The organism is Stappia sp. (assembly GCF_040110915.1).
GTDB lineage: Bacteria > Pseudomonadota > Alphaproteobacteria > Rhizobiales > Stappiaceae > Stappia.
In genome coordinates this window covers 654,162-671,809 of record NZ_CP157793.1, presented here as the reverse complement: position 1 = coordinate 671,809, position 17,648 = coordinate 654,162, and the positions used below count along the sequence as shown (strand labels likewise).

The following is a 17,648-nucleotide window of genomic DNA, read 5'->3' as shown; positions in this document are numbered from 1 at the left end:
GGCGGTCGCGGTCTGCGTGTCGGGTTTCGGCGCGGCGGTCAGGGCCTGTCTCCCGCGTGAGCGGCCGCCACGCGCGTCGCGTCCGCCGGCTCCGCGAGCGGATCGGCCCCCGCTCCGGCGGGCGGGCATGCAAGGAAAACGGGCCTGCGCATCATTTCTTTCATGTTGGGGTCAACTTTTAGCCCTAGATCGCAAACGCGCGCCCGGGCGTCAAGAGCGCGCGGCGGCGGATGCGACGGGCCGCGCGCGGAAAACCGGGCCGCGCGCAGGCATCGCGAGGGCGCGGCACGAACACCCCCACGCACACCCCAAAGCGCACGAAAAAAGCCAGCGCCGGAGCGCTGGCCTTATCTGGTGCATATCTCAGCTTGTTAACGGCTGGACTGCGTCTTCTGAACGATGCAATCTTCGGTGGCTTTTTCGAACAAGTCAATATCTCCGGTGATTTGCATGACCGCTCCCCTTCTTCGCACCCTCGGCCTCGATCTTGGAACCAACTCCCTCGGCTGGTGCCTTCTGGAGACGGAGGGCGAACCGGGCGCGCACGACCGGGGCCGCGTCGTCGACGTCGGGGTGCGAATCTTCTCGCCCACGGAGATGGCCGGCCGCGATCCCCGGTCGCAGGAGTCGCTGGCGGTGTCCCGGCGCATCGCGCGCGGCATGCGCCGGCGGCGCGACCGCTATCTCCGCCGTCGCGCAAGGCTGCTCGCGCTGCTGACCGAGCTCGGCCTGATGCCGGAGGCGCCCGACGCCCGCACCGCCCTTTTGCGCGCCACCGACGACGGGCCCGGCGGCGATCTCTCCGCGACGGCGCTGGCCCTGCGGGCCAAGGCGCTCGACGGCCCGCTTGAACCACACGAACTCGGCCGGGCGCTCTTTCAGCTCTCCCAGCGGCGCGGGTTCAAGTCCAACCGGCGCACGGACAGTAACGATCCCGAGGAGGGGCTGATCGCCTCCGGCGTGACGCGGCTGGAAACCGCGCTGGCCGAAGACGGCGCGCGGACCTTCGGCGAATGGCTCCACAAGCGCCGGCAGGCCGGCCTTTCGGTGCGCGCGCGGCTGACGAGCGACGGCAAGGCCTATGACTTCTACCCCTCGCGCGACGCGCTGGAGCGCGAGTTCGACCGCATCATGGCGGCGCAGCGCCCCTACCATCCCGACATCCTGGATGCCGCGACCATCGCGGAGCTGCGCGAGACGATCTTCTTTCAGCGCCCGCTTCGCCCCGTGACGCCGGGACGTTGCAGCTACGTGCCCACCGAGGAGCGCCTGCCCAAGGCGCATCCGCTGTTTCAGGCATTCCGCCTCCTGAAGGAGGTCAACGAACTGGAGATCGTCGGCGAGGACCAGCAGCACACCAAGCTCACGCCCGACCAGCGCGACGCGCTGCTGCTGCACCTGCGCACAGACCTGACCAAACAGGGCAAGGCGCCCTTCGCCAAGCTGCGCAAGACCCTGAAGCTCCCGCGCGAGATGCGCTTCAACAAGGAGACCGACACCCGCAAGGATCTGCTCGGCGATGTCGTGCATTTCGCGCTGTCGCGGCCCGAACGCTTCGGCCCCGGCTGGGGAGACCTGCCGCTCGAGCGCCGGGCGGAGATCGTGGAGCGGCTGCGCACGGAGCAGGACAAGGGCGCGCTGGTCGACTGGCTGATGCGCGACTGCGGCCTGTCCCGCGCGGCGGCCGGGGACGTCGCGGACCTGCCGCTGCCGCAGGGCTTCGGACGGCTGGGCCCGAGCGCGCTGTCCGCGCTGATCGACGAGATGACCCGGGGCCGCGACGACGACGGCTTCGTCCTCACCGAGGCGGCGGCCGCCAGGAACGTCTACGGCCGCACCAACGCGGAAGACGACCCCGACCGCAAGGCGCTGACCCGGCTGCCGAAGTATCAGGAAATCCTGGAACGCCACATCCCGCCGGGCACCGGCGGCACGGCGGACCCGGCGGCGCCGGAATGGGACGAGGTGATGGGCCGCATCACCAATCCGACCGTGCACATCGCGCTCAACCAGCTGCGCCGGGTGGTCAACCGGATCCTCGACAGGCACGGCCGGCCCGACCGCATCGCCATCGAGCTCGGCCGCGACCTCAAGCTGAACGACGCCAGGCGCGAGGACGTCAACCGCAGGCTCGCGCAGACGACGCGCGAGGCGCAGCGGCTGTCGGAGTTGCTCACCCACACCTACCAGAAATCCGACACGGGCTACAACCGGCTGCGGCTGCGCCTGTGGGAGGAGCTCAATCCCGACCAGCCGGTCAACCGGGTCTGCGTCTACTGCGGGCGCGCGATCTCCGCCGGCATGCTGTTCAACGGCGAGACGGCCATCGATCACATCCTGCCCTACTCCAAGACGCTGGACGACGGGCAGTCCAACAAGGTGCTGTGCTGCACGCCCTGTAATAATGCAAAGGCCAATCGCCCGCCGGCGGACGTGCCGCAGTGGCAGGCGGGCTACGACGACATCCTGGCGCGGGCCGTCGTCCTGCCCAAGGCCAAGCAGTGGCGCTTCGCGCAGGACGCGATGGAGCGCTTCGGCGACGAGGAAGGCTTCAAGGACCGTCAGCTGACCGACACGCAATATATCTCGCGGCTGGCGCTGACCTATCTCGCCGCGCTTTACGACGCGGAGGAACCCGATATCGACGGCGTGTTCCGCCGCCACAGCCGGGTGCGCGCGCTGCCCGGGCGGATGACGGAGATGCTGCGGCGCAAGTGGGGGCTGAACGATCTGCTGGCCGACCACAATCTCGCAGAGACGGGCAAGGTCAAGAACCGGCTCGACCACCGTCATCACGCCATCGACGCGGCCGTCATCGCCGCGACCTCCCGCTCGATGATCCAGCGCATCCAGACGGCGTCACGACAGGCGGAAGATAGCGCGGCCGAGCGCGCGGTGGCCGAGATCGCCCCGCCCTGGCCGGAGTTCCGCAACGACCTGCGCGAGCGTCTGCGCGCGGTGACCGTCAGCCACAAGCCGGACCACGGCACGGTGTCGCGCAAGGGCTACGCGCAAGGACGCGGCCAGACGGCGGGCAAGCTGCACAATGACACCGCCTATGGCCCGACCTCCGACGTCGACGCAAGGGGCAATGCGCTCGTCTCCCGGCGCGTCGCCATCTCGTCCTTCGAGAATGCGAAGCAACTCGAGGCCATTCGCGGCAACGAGCATGGTCACAGCGAATTGCGCGACCGGCTGATGGCGGCGACGCGGGGTCTGAGCGGCAAGGCCTTTCAGGAGGCGGTGCAGCGCTTCGTGGAAACGGACGAGAAGTTCAAGGGCATCCGCCGGGTGCGCATCGTCGAGGCCCGCTCGCCCGTGTGGATCACGCACGGCGAGAACGGACGCCATCGCAAGGGCTACCTGCCGGGCGAAAACCTGCGCTACGACGTTTGGGAACTGCCGGACGGACGCTGGGACGCGGAGGTGGTCTCGCTGTTCGAGGCGCATCAGCCGGGCTTCGTGCCCAGGATGCGCCAGGAGCATCACAACCCCCGCAAGATCATGAGCCTGATGAAGGGCGACATGGTCGCCTACGACCATCCCGAGACGGGCGAGCGGGTGATCGCCAAGGTGCGCAAGTTCGATCAAACCGGGAAGTCGCTGTACCTCGATCCGCATTTCGAGGCCGGCAATCTGGTCAACAGAGAAAAGGAAAAGACCTACAAGCCCTTCCGCCCCATGCCGAACCCGCTGAAGAAGGTGCGCCCGCGGCAGGTGCGCGTCGACGAGATCGGTCAGGTCTTCGACCCCGGACCCTGGTGGGCGCGGGAGGGCGATTAACCAGATCTTAAGCATGGGCTGGGGACTTGCGCGCATTTGACGTAAACTCAACGCCATGCAGCGCGTGGTTGATCTTTCTTCCGACGGTCTTCACGTCTCGGTCACCCGGGGCTTTCTCGCGGTGTCGCGCGCGGGCGCCGAGGTCGGACGCGTGGCCCTTGACGATGTTCTGGCGGTGATCGCCCATGCGCATGGGCTGACCTGGTCGAACACGGTCTTCACCCGGCTCGCCGAGCGGGCCGTGCCGGTGGTGGTTTGCGCGCAAAATCATGCGCCGGTCGCCTGCGTCTGGCCGATGCAGGGCCATCACCTGCAAGGCGCGCGGCTGCTTGCGCAGGCCGAGGCATCGCGCCCGCGCGTCAAGCGGCTGTGGCGCGACGTGGTTGTCGCCAAGATCCGGATGCAGGGGGCCGTGCTCGCCGCGCATGGGGCGGAAGCCGGCGCCTTCGACACGCTGGCGCGCAAGGTCAAATCCGGCGATCCGGACAATGTGGAGGCGCAGGCGGCGCGGCGCTACTGGCAGGCGCTGATGGGACCGGAATTCCGCCGCGATCGCGACGCGGAGGGGGCGAACGCCCTGTTGAACTACGGCTACACGGTGCTGCGCGCCACGCTGGCGCGGGCGATCTGCGCCGCCGGGCTGCATCCCGGCCTCGGCCTTCACCATGCCAATCGCGGAAATGCCTTCGCGCTCGCCGACGACCTGATGGAGCCCTACCGCCCGCTGGTCGATGCCTGCGTGCACGGGCTGGCCGCCTCGGGGTACACGCAAGTCGACCCGGACACGAAACGCCAGCTTGTCGCGCTGACGACACTCGACCTGCCGAGCCGGCAGGGCATGAGCCCGCTGCATGTCCATGCCGCGCGGCTGGCGCGCGATGTGGCCGCCGCTCTGGGCGCCGAGGGCGCCGATGCGCAGAGAGGAACCAAGCCGGACCTTCCAACCCCGCTCGACCCGCTCGTTCTCGCGAGCCTTGGCCGCGCACGGGAGGAAACGCAATGACCACACTGTACACACAACGAAGGGGAGAGCGGACAGGATCGGTCCCGGCGGGGCCGACCCATTATTCCGCTTACAGGCTGATGTGGATGCTCGTGACTTTCGATCTTCCGGTGGAAACCAAGAAAGAGCGTTCGGCCGCGACGCGGTTCCGGGAGTTTCTGCTCGACCAGGGGTTCGAACGCAGCCAGTATTCGAACTATCTGCGCCTGGTGAACGGGCAGGAACAGTTCGAGACCTATGTCCGTCGCGTGGGCGCCAACCTGCCGGAACGCGGCGACGTCTTTGTCTTTCAGTTCACCGATCGCCAGTACGAGAACATCGTCCGCTTCAGCGATCAGTCGCGGCGCAAACGCCGCAAGAATCCGGAGCAAATCGCTTTGTTTTGAGGGGACGACCTGTGAAAAATCCTCGATCCGGCAACGAATTCCGCTTTGAAAGCAGGAACTTGCCGCCGGATCGAGGATAGCTGTTCAGAAGACGCAGGCCAACCGCAACTCGACCCGTCAGGCACGTCCGGCGCCGAAGAGGATAGCTGTTCAGAAGACGCAGGCCAACCGCAACCGTATTCCGCGCGGGCGGGTCCACGCGTGTAGGATAGCTGTTCAGAAGACGCAGGCCAACCGCAACCGCGGCGACTTGTTGGTCACGCGATAGCGCAGGATAGCTGTTCAGAAGACGCAGGCCAACCGCAACACCCGGCGGGAGGCGCAGGACTGGGCCGCGAGGATAGCTGTTCAGAAGACGCAGGCCAACCGCAACGGCCCGCCCGACGAGCACCGGCAGCGGATCAGGATAGCTGTTCAGAAGACGCAGGCCAACCGCAACGCTCCTGATCGTCGCCCATCGGATTGATCCAGGATAGCTGTTCAGAAGACGCAGGCCAACCGCAACGGACGGGGCGTCTTGCCGCCCGCCGTCCGCAGGATAGCTGTTCAGAAGACGCAGGCCAACCGCAACGAATGGGCACACGAGAAAGCGCGGCGGTGGAGGATAGCTGTTCAGAAGACGCAGGCCAACCGCAACGACGGCGATCTCCCCGACCTTTTCCGACCGAGGATAGCTGTTCAGAAGACGCAGGCCAACCGCAACCGACCCCGATGGGATAGGACGGATCGTGCTGAGGATAGCTGTTCAGAAGACGCAGGCCAACCGCAACGCCACCACCCCGCTGATGAGCGATTTGCTTAGGATAGCTGTTCAGAAGACGCAGGCCAACCGCAACGGGATGCCCCAGCTTGCGACAAGGTCGGCGAGGATAGCTGTTCAGAAGACGCAGGCCAACCGCAACACAGGGGCGACAGTCGCCCTTTTCGTCCTGAGGATAGCTGTTCAGAAGACGCAGGCCAACCGCAACCGTCCGTCTCATCTGCTGTCGGCGCGAATAAGGATAGCTGTTCAGAAGACGCAGGCCAACCGCAACGCGCAGGCCCGGCAATAGGCCGCGCCGCCGAGGATAGCTGTTCAGAAGACGCAGGCCAACCGCAACTCCGGCGCATAAGGATCGCCGTAGATCGCCAGGATAGCTGTTCAGAAGACGCAGGCCAACCGCAACGCCGGCGACCGGCATGAGCAGAACGTCGAGAGGATAGCTGTTCAGAAGACGCAGGCCAACCGCAACAGGGCCGCCCGTACGTCGCGCACGTCGAGTAGGATAGCTGTTCAGAAGACGCAGGCCAACCGCGCTTGATGCCGGGGACCGGCTCTCAGGGCCCGCGCCTCAGTGCGACGAGGCTCCCGGCTCCGCCGCGCCGGTGGGCGACGGTCCGGCCGGCGGAACATGCAGTGCGGCGCGCAGGCCGCCGTCTTCGCGGTTTTGCAGGGTCAGGGAGCCTCCCATGCGGGCGACGGCGGCGCGGGCGATGGCGAGACCCAGCCCGCTGCCGGTCGCCGACCGGTTGCGGCCGCGCATGAATTTTTCCATCACCTGCGGCATTTCCTCGTCCGGAATGCCGGGCCCCGCGTCCTCGACCGCGAAGATCGCCCGACCGTCCGCGCCGACCTCCAGCCGGCATACCACCGGCGTGTCCTCCGGCGCGTGGTTGAGCGCGTTTTCGATGAGATTGCGCAGGGCCAGCGTGAGAAAATGCGGCTCGACGCGAACCCGCGCGGCCCGTGCGCGCGGCCCGTCGACCGCCACGGTCACGCGCGCGCCCTGCCCGCCCGGCACCGCCTCGGCGACCATCGCAGCCAGAAGCTCCCCCGCGTTTTCCTCGCGTGTCGCCTCTTCCGCGTCGCAGGCCTCCAGGGCCGCCAGATCGAGAAGCTGCCGGACGAGCCGGCTGGTGCGGTCGACGCCGGCGGTGATCTGACGCAGGGCGTTGGCGTGCACCTGCGGATCGGCGCTCGCCAGCGCGATCTGCGCCTGCGTCTTGACCCCGGCCAAAGGCGTCTTGAGCTCATGCGCGGCGAAGGCGGTGAAACTGCGCTCGCGCTCCCGCGCCGCCTCCACCCGGCGGAAGAGACCGTTCAGGGCGCTCACCGCCGGCGCGATCTCGCGCGGCAGCGCCGCGTCCGACAGGGGCCGCAGGTCGCTCGCCGCGCGTGTCGACAGGGTCTCGGCCATGTCGTTCAGCGGCGACAGGCCGCGCCGCACACTGATCAGGATCGCCAGCGCCAGAACCGGCAGGACCACAAGGGCCGGAACCGCCAGCCCGGTCACGACATCGCCCACCAGCCCGTCCCGCACCTCCAGGCTGTCCCCCACCATCACCCGCACGCCGAGATCCGCGTTCTCGATGGTGTAGACGCGCCAGCGCTCGCCCTCCACGACCGCCTCGGAAAAGCCGCCCGCCGTGCCGCCCAGCCGCGCGGCCGGTGCGCTTTCCGAGCGGCCGACGAGATTGCCCTCCAGCGACCAGATCTGACAGGCCAGCTGCCGGCCGTAGTCCGCCGGCCCGCTGTCGAATTCGCCAATGGCGCCGGCGTCGGAGGCCCCCGTCTCGCCCACCGCGACGCGCCGGTCGGCGAGCAGCGAGTTCACCATGCGCGCCGCCTCCATCAACCGCGCGTCGAGCACGCGCTCCACCTCCGACTGGGTGCCCAGATAGATCCAGCCGACGGCGACGAGCCACACCAGACCCGTCAGGCCCAGAAGAATCAGGCTGAGCCGCGCCCGGATCGAGCTCATGCCTCCCCCTCCCCGGCCAGCCGGTAGCCGACGCCGCGCACGGTCTTGATAAAATCCGCGCCCAGCTTGGCGCGCAGCTTGTGGATGTGCACCTCCACGGCGTTGCTCTCCAGTTCCTCCTGCCAGCCGTAGATGCGGTCTTCCAGGCTGGCCTTCGACAAGACCCCCTGCGGGCGCTCCATCAGGGCGGCGAGCACCGCGAACTCCCGGCGGGTGAGCTTCACCGGCTGGCCGGCGCGCTGCGCGGAAAAGGCGGCCGGGTCCAGTTCCACGTCCCGCCAGCGCAGCGTGGCGCTCGAGCGCCCCTTGCCCCGGCGCACGGCGGCGCGCACGCGGGCGGCCAGTTCGTCGAGATCGAAGGGCTTGCCCACATAGTCGTCGGCGCCCGCGTCGAGGCCGGCGATCCGGTCCGGCACCTGATCGCGCGCGGTCAGCAGCACCACCGGGATGGCCTCGCCGCGCGCCCGCAGCGACGTCAGCAGATCGAGACCCGAGCCGTCGGGAAGCATCAGGTCGAGGACGATGCCGTCATAGTCCTGCGCCGCGACGGCCGCGCGGGCATCCTCGCAGCCCGTCACCGCGTCCACCGTGAACCCGGCAAGCCCCAGCCCGACCGTCAGGCCGTCCAGAAGAAGCGCGTCGTCCTCGACCACGAGAAGCCGCATGCCCGTTCGCCTCGCTTGTTGGATCGGCCCGGCGGGCGTCCGCTCCGGCACGGCCGATCAGTTGCCCGCGCCGGCTCAGCCGACCAGGAGATGGCTCATCGCCGGGTCCGGGATCACCACGATGGTGCTGCCGTCGCGGACCTGGTCGTGCAGATAGATGACGTCCTGGTTGATCAGGCGAATGCAGCCGGAGGACACGGCCTTGCCGATGCTCGCCGGATCCCAGGTGCCGTGCACCCGATACAGCGTATCCTTGCCATCCTTGTGGATGTAAAGCGAGCGCGCGCCGAGCGGATTGTACGGCCCCGGATCCATGCCGCCGTTGGCGATGCTGTAGGGTTCCAGATCGGGCCGCCTTGCCACCATCTCGTCCGGCGGCGTCCAGCGCGGCCACTTGCGGCGGTAGGCCATGCGTGCCCGCCCCGCCCAGGAAAACCCGTCGCGCCCGACGCCGATGCCGTAGCGCGTCGCCCGGTCGCGCGACTGCGTGTGGTACAGATAGCGGTTCGGCGTATCGACGATCAGCGTGCCGGGCTTTTCGGTGTTCGGATAGTCGACCTCCCGGCGCCAGTAGCGCCGGTCGAGCTTGGCGACATCGACCTCCGGCACCGGAAACCGTTCGCCCGGCACCGCGTAATACATCGGCGGAACCTCCGGCACCGGCGCGGGGGCGGCGGCCATCCGCGGCGCGCGGGTCTGCGTGCTCACACAGCCCGAAACCGCCAGCGCCCCCAGTCCGACGAGAAACCCCCGCCGCCCGAGCGACCCGGCGGTGCGGTCCGCTCCGCCGTCCCGCTGTCCGGGGGCCGGTCCGCTCCCCTCCGCTCGTTCCGCGGTGTCGGGCTCGAGGCCGGTTCGACATTGCACCATTTGCTGAAGCTCCTTGTTGTCGTGCCGACCGCTGGAAGCCTCACTCAGCTTAAGGCTGCCTTAAGCTGCGCCCGTCACCTGCATCCTCGCAAACGCCCGCCCGCCGGTCCCGGCCGGTCGCGGGCGCATTCCCTCCGCCAGTTCCGGCAAGAGGATCGACAGTCGATGAAAACCGTTTTGTTCGCCGCCTGGGCGCTCGTCGCGCTGGCGCTCCCGCCGGTCGCGGGCCCGGCAAGCGCCTCCCCCGGCGTCCCGCTGCCCGTTTCCGAAGCCTTCCAGCTGGAGGTGACGCGCGATCGCGACGGCGCGCTGGTGTTCTCCTGGGACATCGCGCCGGGCTACTACCTCTATCGCGAACACCTCGGCGCCCGACAGGACGACACCGACCTTCCCCTGACCACCCCACCGGGGACGGCGAAGGACGATCCGACCTTCGGGTCGATGGAGGTCTATTACGACAGCGCCACCGCGACGCTTGCGACCCCGGTTTTCGGCACGCTGGACCTGACCTTTCAGGGCTGCCAGGACGACGGCCTGTGCTATGCGCCCGAGATCCGCCATGTCGACGCGCAGACGCTGGAGGTGAGCGCGCCGGATAGCTTCGGCGGGGCGCCGGCCGCGCTTGGCGAGGGCCCGCAGATCGCCTGGACCACGGGTGGCGAAACCGCCTCCGCTCCGTCTTCTGCCCCGTCCGCCGCGCCCGCCGGCTCCACCTCCGCCGTCTCCACGTCCGGAAGCGACTTCGAGCTGGCGCGCACCGGCGGCCTGGTCGAGGGGTTGCTCGCGCGCGGCGGCGTGGCGCTCGTGCTCGTGAGCTTCCCGCTGTTCGGCCTGCTGCTCGCCTTCACCCCTTGCGTCTTTCCGATGTATCCGATCCTGGCCGGCGCGCTGGCCCGGGAAGGCGACACGCTGACCGCGTGGCGCGGCTTCGTTCTGTCGAGCATCTATGTCGTGTCGCTGGCCACCGCCTTCGGCCTTCTGGGCGCGGCCGCCGGATGGTCGGGGCAGAACCTCCAGATGGTGCTGCAATCGCCGGTCACCTCCGGCGTTCTGGCGGTGCTCTTCGCGGTTCTCGCCCTGTCGATGTTCGGAGTGTTCGAGCTGCAGCTGCCCAACGCCTGGACCAACTGGGTCTCGGCGCGCACCGGCGGCCTCGGCGGATCGAAGCGCTCGACGGCGCTGCTCGGCTTCACCTCGGCGCTGATCGTCGGACCCTGCGTCACCGTTCCGCTGGCCGGGGCGCTGCTCTACATCGCGCAGACCGCCGATGTGGCGTTGGGGGCCGCCGCCCTGTTCGGGCTGGGGCTCGGCAAGGGCATTCCGCTGATCGTCATGGGCACGCTCGGCGGACAGGCGCTGCCGCGCGCCGGCGCCTGGATGGAGGGCGTGAAGCGCGTCTTCGGGTTCGGGTTCCTCGCAACCGCCATATGGACGGCCGCGCCGCTGCTGCCGCCCGGGGTCGACCTCGCCCTGTGGGCGGCGCTGCTGATCGCGGTCGCGAGCTTCGCCTTCAGCGCGGCGCTGCCGAATGCCACCGCGCTGGCCTCGCTGCGCGCGCTCGGCGGTCTGGCGCTGGTCTATGGCGTGATCCTCTTGGTCGGCGCCAGCGCCGGCGGGACCGACCCGCTGAAACCCCTCGCCCCGCTCGCCCAGCGCGGCGGCGCCACGGCGCCCGGCTCCGCCGAGGACCTGCGCTTCGCCGCCACCGGCTCGATCCCGGATCTTCAGGCCAGGCTCGCCGCCGCGAAGGGCGAACGTCCGACGATGGTCTATTTCACCGCCGACTGGTGCGTGACCTGCCGCACCATCGAACGGTCCGTCTTCCCCGATCCGCAGGTGAAACGCAGCCTCGCCGCCTTTCAGCTGGTCAAGGCGGACCTCAGCGACTTCGACGCGGAGAATGCCGCCTTGATGCGGACGCTGCAGGTGGCGGGTCCGCCGACCATGATCTTCTTCGACGCCGCCGGACGCGAGGCCGCCGACACCCGTCTCGTCGGCACCGTGACGGTCGACACGCTGACCCGCTCGGCGCGAACCACGGAGCGTCTCTAGCATGAACGCGGTTTCCCTCGGCCCCCTGGTCATGGCCGCCGACCGCTTCGCGGCGGTGCTCGGGGTCCTCGCCTTCCTGATCGTCACGGGCATGCTCGCCCGGCGCGTGGACGAGCGCTTCAACGGCTGGTCCTGGTGGGTTCTGCTCGCCGGCCTCGGCGCCGCCCGGCTCGGGCATGTGGCGCTGCATCTCGACAGTTTCGCGGCCGATCCCTTGCGCGTCTTCTACGTGTGGCAGGGTGGCTTCTTCTGGCCAACCGGCGCGGTGGCGGTGCTGGCGTGCCTCGTCTTCCTCCTCAAGGAGCCGAGGTTGCGGCTGTGGGCCGTTCTGCCGCTGGCGCTGGCGCTCTTCGTGTGGAACACCAGCTGGCAGTTGACGGGCGGCACGCGGGCGCTTGCCCTGCCGGACCGCAGCTTCCAGACGCTGATCGGCGCCCCGCACGATCTGGGCGCCGGCTCGGGCGAACCGCGCATCGTCAACCTGTGGGCGACCTGGTGCCCGCCGTGCCGGCGCGAAATGCCGATGATGGCGGAGCTCGCCGCCGGCACCGACGATGTCGACTTCATCTTCGCCAACCAGGGCGAAGGGCGCTCCGACATCCGCTCCTATCTGGCCAGGACCGGGCTCCACCTGGAGACGATCCTCGTCGATCCCTTCAGCGACCTGTCGCGCTTCTACGGCGCGCCCGGTCTGCCCGCGACGCTGTTCATCGACGCCGACGGCATCCTGCGCCACGCCCATGTCGGCGAGATTTCCCGCGAGGTGCTGCAATCGAACATCGACCGGCTGACCGCGCCGCAAGACACCCCGTCCACGCCCTGACGCCCCGAACCAAGGAGACTTCCATGCTGACACGCCGCACACTGCTGATCGCCGGCGCCGCCGGAACCGCCTCACTGCTCACCTCCGGCCTCCCCGCGACGGCGCAATCCATTCCGACCGTCGAGGAGGTTCTGTTCGACGAGGCCATCCCGGTCATCGGCAACCCCAAGGGCGACGTCACCATCGCCGAGTACTACGACTACCAGTGTCCCTTCTGCAAACGCGGCCACCCCGACCTGCTCGACATCGTGAAGCAGGACGGCAACATCCGGCTGGTCATGAAGGACTGGCCGATCTTCGGCGATCCGTCCGTCCATGCCGCCCGCCTCGTGCTGGGGGCCGGCGACGACTACGAGGCCGCGCATACCGCGCTGATGATGACGGAGGGACGCCTCAGCCGCGACGACGTCGACGCGACGCTTTCAAAGGCGGGATACGACCCGGAGCGTCTCGCCGCCCGCGCCGACGCCCAGTCGGAGCGGATCCAGGGCATTCTCGACCGCAACATGAACCAGGCCCGCGCCTTCGGCTTTCGCGGCACGCCAGTCTATCTGGTCGACACGCGGCTCAACTACGGCGCCATGAGCCGGGAAGCGATCCTGGCGGCCGTGGAACAGGCGCGCGCCGGCTGACCCCCGCACGCCCCGCGCATCGGCCCCGGCGGCCGGTGCGGGGCGGTCGCGCGGTGGCTGTCACGAGGTGGCTGTCACGAGTTGGCGGGCAAACAGGTTGCGGGCAGACGTCCCGCCATCATCTCGCGCTTGCCGGCGAAGCCGGGGCGCCTGTCCACCTCGAAGCCGGCGGCGATCAGGTTGCGCCGCACCCAGCCGGCGGCCGTGTAGGTGGCGAAGGTTCCCTGCGGGCGCGTCCTGACGGCGACGGCCCGCATCAGCTCGGCCGACCACATCTGCGGATTGCGCGAGGGCGCGAAGCCGTCGAGATACCAGGCATCGGCCGCCCCCTCCCAGACCGGCACCGTCTCTTCCGCCATGCCGACCCGCACCTCCAGCGCGGTATGCGCGTCGAGGTCCCAGACACGCGGGAGAGGTGACAGCGTGGCCCAGCGCGCGGCCAGGGCCGACGCCTCAGCCGCCAGATCCGGCCAGGCGGCCAGCGCGCGGGCCATCTCCTGCGTTTCCATCGGATGGGCTTCGAAGGAGACGATCTTCAGATGCGCGCCCTCCGGCGCCGTCTCCCGCCATTGCCGCCAGGTCTCCGCCACGTTGAGGCCGGTGCCGAAGCCCAGTTCCGCGATCACGAAGCGCTCGCCCGGCCCGAGGTGGCGCCAGCGCTCCGGCAGGCCGTTGCCGGCGAGGAACACGTGCCGGCACTCGGCCCGCCCGTCCGCGCGGGCATAAAAGTGGTCGCCAAACCGGGTCGAAAACGGCATGGTCCCGGCCGTCCACTCCAGACGATCGCGATCGAAACGTGTCACTTTCCGCCTCTTCCGCTGCTTCTTCCGCCGATCTCGCCGTGGTTGGCGGCGGTATCGTCGGCCTCTGGTGCGCCTATCGGGCCGCCGACCGTGGCGCGCGGGTCGCCCTCTTCGAGGCGGGCGCGCTCGGCGGCGGGGCCTCGGGCGGGCTGCTCGGCGCCTTGATGCCCCATCAGCCCGTCGGTTGGAATGCCAAAAAGCAGCTTCAGCTCGACGGGCTTCTGGCCCTGCCCGGCCTCGTGCGGGCGCTGGAAGCGGAAACCGGCCTCGCCTGCGGATACCGGCGGTGCGGGCGGATCATGCCGATCGCGCATGCCGACAAGCGGCGGACCAGCGAAGGCTGGGCGCGCGGCGCGTATGATCTCTGGCCGGACAACGCGACGTGGCGCCTCTTGGAGACGCCCGATCACCCGGACTGGCCGCGCGCCGACGCCGGTTCGCACGGCTTCAACCGCGACACGCTGTCCGCGCGTCTGGCGCCGCGCGGCCTGATTGCCGCACTCGTGGCGGCCTGCCGCGCCCGCGGCGTGGACCTGCGGCCGCACACACCCGTCCGCGCGCTTGCCGCCGACGGCAGCCTTCGCACCGCCGACGGGACCCGGCACACGCCCGCCCGCCTCATCGTCACCGCCGGCTGGCGCGGCTTCGAGCTGCTCAAGCCGCTGTGGCCGACCAGCGGCGGCACCGGCGTCAAGGGCCAGGCGGCGCTGCTGGCGCCGCCGAGGCCGCTCGATCCCGCCCGACCCATCGTCTACGACAGCGGCGTCTATGCCATCGTGCATGACGACGGGCGGGTCGCCGTCGGCTCGACCTCGGAGACCGAATTCTCCGCGCCCGACACCACCGACGCCCGGCTGGACGACGTGATCGAACGCGCGCGCGCCCTGTGCCCGGAGCTCGCGCAAGCCCGCGTCGTGGAACGCTGGGCCGGCGTGCGTCCGCGCGCGGGGCGCACCGCCCCCGTCTTCGGGCCGCTTCCGGACGCGCCGGCCATCGTCGTGGCGACCGGCGGGCTGAAGATCACCTTCGCCATCGCCCACCTGATGGCCCGGGCTGCGGTCGATCACGCGCTCGACGGCGAAACCTCGCCGGCCCTTGCCGCCTTCGCGCCCGTGGGCGCTACACAACGCGCCTGAAACGACGCCGGCCCGGGCCGCCGGGTCGGCCTCTCCCATCGCGGTCGTCCGCCGCCTGTGCTATCGGGACAGCGGGCGCGCCGGTCCGCCCTGCTCTTAAACCCGGGGATCTCGCGCATGGACAAGCTCTCCGTCATGCAGGCCTTCCGCCGCATCGTCGAGCGCGGCAGCTTCGCGCGCGCGGCGGAGGATCTCGGCGTGTCGCCCGCGCTGCTCAGCCGCGAGATCAAGCTCCTGGAGGAAAGCCTCGGCACGACGCTGCTCACGCGCACCACGCGGGCCATGTCGCTCACCGATGCCGGGCGGCTCTACTACGACCAGACGAGCGGCATCCTCGATGCGGTCTCCGACGTCGAGGCGCGCATCCGCGACGGCGTCGGGGTGGTGCGCGGCCATTTGAAGGTGAACACCTCCACGTCCTTCGGGCAAACGGTGGTCGCCCCGATGCTGCCCGGATTTCTCGACGCCCATCCCGACCTGCGCCTCACCCTGTCGCTGGACGACAGGGTGGTCGACATGGTCGAGGGCGGGTTCGACGTGTCCATCCGCATTCGCCCCGCCATGCCGGACTCCGCCCTTGTCGCCCGCAAGATCGGCACCGTGCGGCAGCGGATCTTCGCGGCCCCTGCCTATCTGGCAAGCGCCGGCGCCCCCGAAACGCCCGACGACATTCGCCGGCACCGGATCATCGGCTTCCTGCTCGCCGACCATCTGACCTCCTGGGCACTGCATGGCCCCTTGGGTTCGGCCACGCTCGACCTCGACCCGCCGGTGCGCGTCGGCAACAGCCTCGTCCTGCGCGATCTCCTGATCGCCGGGCATGGCATCGGCACCCTGCCGGACTTCGTCTCCCGCGAGCCCGAGGCGACCGGTCGGCTTGTCCGGGTCCTGCCGGACTGGGAGCTCCCCGCGCCGGAGATCTTCGCGGTGACGGCCTCGCGGCTCGGCATGGACGCCAAGGTCACGGCGTTTCTCGACCACCTGCGCGCGGCCCTGCGGTCCTGACATTCTTCAACGGACGTAAAGAGTGAAGTGCGCGCGGGCCGGTTATTCCGGCCGCGCCCTTCCGCGATCCTCCCGGGCAACGAAACGGCCCGAACCCCCCGTGAGGATCCCATGACCCGCATTCTCGTTCTCTACTATTCCAGTTACGGCCACGTCCGCGCGCTCGCCGAGGCCGAGGCGGAGGGCGCGCGCAGCGTGCCCGGCACCCGTGTCGAGGTGCGGCGCGTGCCGGAAACCGTGCCCGAGGCGGTGCGCCGGACGGCCGGTTACGCCGCCGACGACACGCCCGTCGCCAGCCCGGCCGATCTTGAGGCCTATGACGGCCTCATCCTCGGAACGCCGACCCGCTTCGGCATGATGGCCGGGCAGATGAAGTCCTTCCTCGATCAGGCCGGCGGGCTGTGGGCGCGCAAGGCGCTGGTCGGCAAGGTCGCCGCCGTCTTCGCCTCCACCGGCTCGCAGCACGGCGGGCACGAGGCGACGCTGCTGACGACCCAGATCCCGCTGCAGCATTTCGGAATGCTGATCGCCGGCATGCCCTACACCTTCGTGGGTCAGACGACGGCCGAAGGCATCGTCGGCGGCGCGCCCTACGGCGCGGGGACCATCGCCGGCGCCGACGGGTCGCTGTCACCCACAGAGACCGATCTTGCCGGCGCGCGGTTTCAGGGCGCCCATGTGGCGCGCATCGCGGCCAGGCTTGCCGGCGCGAGGCTTGCCGAGGCGGCCGCCTGACCGGCCACCCCACCCACCCCCTTATTGCCGCCATTCCCGATGGCCATCGGCACCGCGCCGATGGCGCCGGCGCGCTTCCTGGAGGCTGCCTGCATGTCCCGCACATCCGATATTCTTCTCACCGCGCTCGCCCCGGCGATCTGGGGCAGCACCTATCTCGTCACGACCGAGGCGCTGCCCGCCGGCTATCCGGTGACGCTCGCCGCACTGCGCGCCCTGCCGGCCGGGCTGCTGCTGCTCGCGCTCACGCGCTGCCTGCCGCCGCGCGCCTGGCTCGGCCGCGCCTTCCTGCTGGGCAGCTTCAACTTCGCGCTGTTCTGGGTGCTTCTGTTCGTGGCGGCCTATCGGCTTCCCGGCGGGGTCGCCGCGACACTCGGGTCGCTTCAGGCGATGATGGTGATCCTCATGGCGCGCGGCTGGCTCGGCACGCCGATCCGGGCGGGCGCGGTCGCGGCAGCCGCGAGCGGGGTTTTCGGCGTGGCGCTGTTGCTGATCGGCCCTGATGCCGCGTTGGACCCGGTGGGGATCGCGGCCGGCCTGGGCGGTGCGGCCTCCATGGCGGCCGGGACGGTGCTCAGCCGGAAGTGGCAGCCGCCCGTCTCGCCCCTGAGCTTCACCGCCTGGCAGCTCACTGCCGGCGGGCTGATCCTGCTTCCGGTCGCGCTGGTGGCGGAGCCCGCGCTGCCGCCGCTCACGCCGACCAATCTCGCCGGTCTCGCCTGGCTCGGCCTCATCGGCGCGGCGGCAACCTATGCGCTGTGGTTTCGCGGCGTGGCCCGGATCGAACCGGGCGCCGTCTCGATGCTCGGCATGATGAGCCCGGTGACCGCCGTGCTGCTCGGCTGGATCTGGCTCGGTCAGTCCCTGTCGCCCGTGCAGGGGCTCGGCGCTGCGATCGTTCTCGCCTCCGTCTGGGCGGGACAGCGCGCGAACCGCGCCGGCGGTGCCCCGCTCTCCTTGCGCGGCACCGCGCGGACGCCGGCCTCCGCCCCCTGAGGCCGCCGCGCGCGTCAT

The 17,648-nt window shown here is 69.9% G+C and carries 14 protein-coding genes and 1 CRISPR repeat array; of the genes, 10 read left to right on the top strand and 4 right to left on the bottom strand.

Translation table 11 applies throughout. The features are described 5' to 3' along the window. Window positions 1-450 precede the first annotated feature (450 nt). The 3 genes from cas9 to cas2 are packed head-to-tail and all read left to right on the top strand — an operon-like array spanning window position 451 to window position 5,172. Window positions 451-3,783 (top strand): type II CRISPR RNA-guided endonuclease Cas9, encoded by a 3,333-nt coding sequence (cas9, locus tag ABL312_RS03010; protein ID WP_349359902.1) that lies wholly within the window; start codon window positions 451-453, stop codon window positions 3,781-3,783. Window positions 3,784-3,838: 55 nt separating this feature from the next. After that, window positions 3,839-4,786, top strand: a complete 948-nt coding sequence (gene cas1 / locus ABL312_RS03005; protein ID WP_349359901.1) for a type II CRISPR-associated endonuclease Cas1 — start codon at window positions 3,839-3,841, stop codon at window positions 4,784-4,786. After that, window positions 4,783-5,172, top strand: a complete 390-nt coding sequence (gene cas2 / locus ABL312_RS03000; RefSeq protein ID WP_349359900.1) for a CRISPR-associated endonuclease Cas2 — start codon at window positions 4,783-4,785, stop codon at window positions 5,170-5,172. Before cas1 ends, cas2 begins: the two co-directional genes overlap by 4 nt. Window positions 5,173-5,245: 73 nt before the next feature. Next, a CRISPR array of direct repeats spans window positions 5,246-6,470; the repeat unit is 36 nt; unit sequence AGGATAGCTGTTCAGAAGACGCAGGCCAACCGCAAC. Window positions 6,471-6,503: 33 nt separating this feature from the next. Here the strand turns inward: cas2 and ABL312_RS02995 are convergent. From ABL312_RS02995 to ABL312_RS02985, 3 genes are all read right to left on the bottom strand, one after another. After that, window positions 6,504-7,913: an ATP-binding protein gene (locus ABL312_RS02995; RefSeq protein ID WP_349359899.1), complete on the bottom strand. Its 1,410-nt coding sequence runs from the start codon at window positions 7,911-7,913 to the stop codon at window positions 6,504-6,506. Beyond that, window positions 7,910-8,578, bottom strand: coding sequence for a response regulator transcription factor (locus ABL312_RS02990; RefSeq protein WP_349359898.1), 669 nt, complete (start codon window positions 8,576-8,578; stop codon window positions 7,910-7,912). The genes ABL312_RS02995 and ABL312_RS02990 overlap by 4 nt, the downstream gene beginning before the upstream one ends. 75 nt (window positions 8,579-8,653) lie before the next feature. Next, window positions 8,654-9,286, bottom strand: coding sequence for a L,D-transpeptidase (locus tag ABL312_RS02985; RefSeq protein WP_374730171.1), 633 nt, complete (start codon window positions 9,284-9,286; stop codon window positions 8,654-8,656). A gap of 327 nt (window positions 9,287-9,613) precedes the next feature. On the opposite strand from ABL312_RS02985, the gene dsbD reads away from it, so the two are divergent. The 3 genes from dsbD to ABL312_RS02970 are packed head-to-tail and all read left to right on the top strand — an operon-like array spanning window position 9,614 to window position 12,955. Beyond that, entirely contained in the window at window positions 9,614-11,500 is a 1,887-nt protein-coding gene (gene dsbD / locus ABL312_RS02980; protein ID WP_349359897.1) for a protein-disulfide reductase DsbD, read from the top strand. A 1-nt stretch (window position 11,501) separates the two neighbouring features. Then, window positions 11,502-12,323, top strand: coding sequence for a TlpA disulfide reductase family protein (locus tag ABL312_RS02975; RefSeq protein ID WP_349359896.1), 822 nt, complete (start codon window positions 11,502-11,504; stop codon window positions 12,321-12,323). A 23-nt stretch (window positions 12,324-12,346) separates the two neighbouring features. Continuing rightward, window positions 12,347-12,955, top strand: a complete 609-nt coding sequence (locus tag ABL312_RS02970; RefSeq protein ID WP_349359895.1) for a DsbA family protein — start codon at window positions 12,347-12,349, stop codon at window positions 12,953-12,955. A 74-nt stretch (window positions 12,956-13,029) separates the two neighbouring features. Here ABL312_RS02970 and mnmD read toward each other — a convergent pair whose 3' ends face one another. Next, window positions 13,030-13,713: a tRNA (5-methylaminomethyl-2-thiouridine)(34)-methyltransferase MnmD gene (mnmD, locus tag ABL312_RS02965; protein WP_349361326.1), complete on the bottom strand. Its 684-nt coding sequence runs from the start codon at window positions 13,711-13,713 to the stop codon at window positions 13,030-13,032. 38 nt (window positions 13,714-13,751) lie between these two features. Between mnmD and ABL312_RS02960 the strand changes: the two genes are divergently transcribed. The 4 genes from ABL312_RS02960 (at window position 13,752) to ABL312_RS02945 (ending at window position 17,630) form a co-directional block, all read left to right on the top strand. After that, on the top strand, window positions 13,752-14,894 hold the full coding sequence (locus ABL312_RS02960; RefSeq protein WP_349359894.1) for an FAD-dependent oxidoreductase: 1,143 nt from the start codon (window positions 13,752-13,754) through the stop codon (window positions 14,892-14,894). Between the two features lie 117 nt (window positions 14,895-15,011). After that, a complete protein-coding gene (locus ABL312_RS02955; protein ID WP_349359893.1) occupies window positions 15,012-15,899 on the top strand; it encodes a LysR family transcriptional regulator in 888 nt (295 codons plus the stop codon). A 111-nt stretch (window positions 15,900-16,010) separates the two neighbouring features. Continuing rightward, window positions 16,011-16,634 (top strand): NAD(P)H:quinone oxidoreductase, encoded by a 624-nt coding sequence (gene wrbA, locus ABL312_RS02950; protein ID WP_349359892.1) that lies wholly within the window; start codon window positions 16,011-16,013, stop codon window positions 16,632-16,634. 93 nt (window positions 16,635-16,727) lie between these two features. Next, on the top strand, window positions 16,728-17,630 hold the full coding sequence (locus ABL312_RS02945; RefSeq protein ID WP_349359891.1) for an EamA family transporter: 903 nt from the start codon (window positions 16,728-16,730) through the stop codon (window positions 17,628-17,630). The last annotated feature ends 18 nt before the right edge of the window (window positions 17,631-17,648 follow it).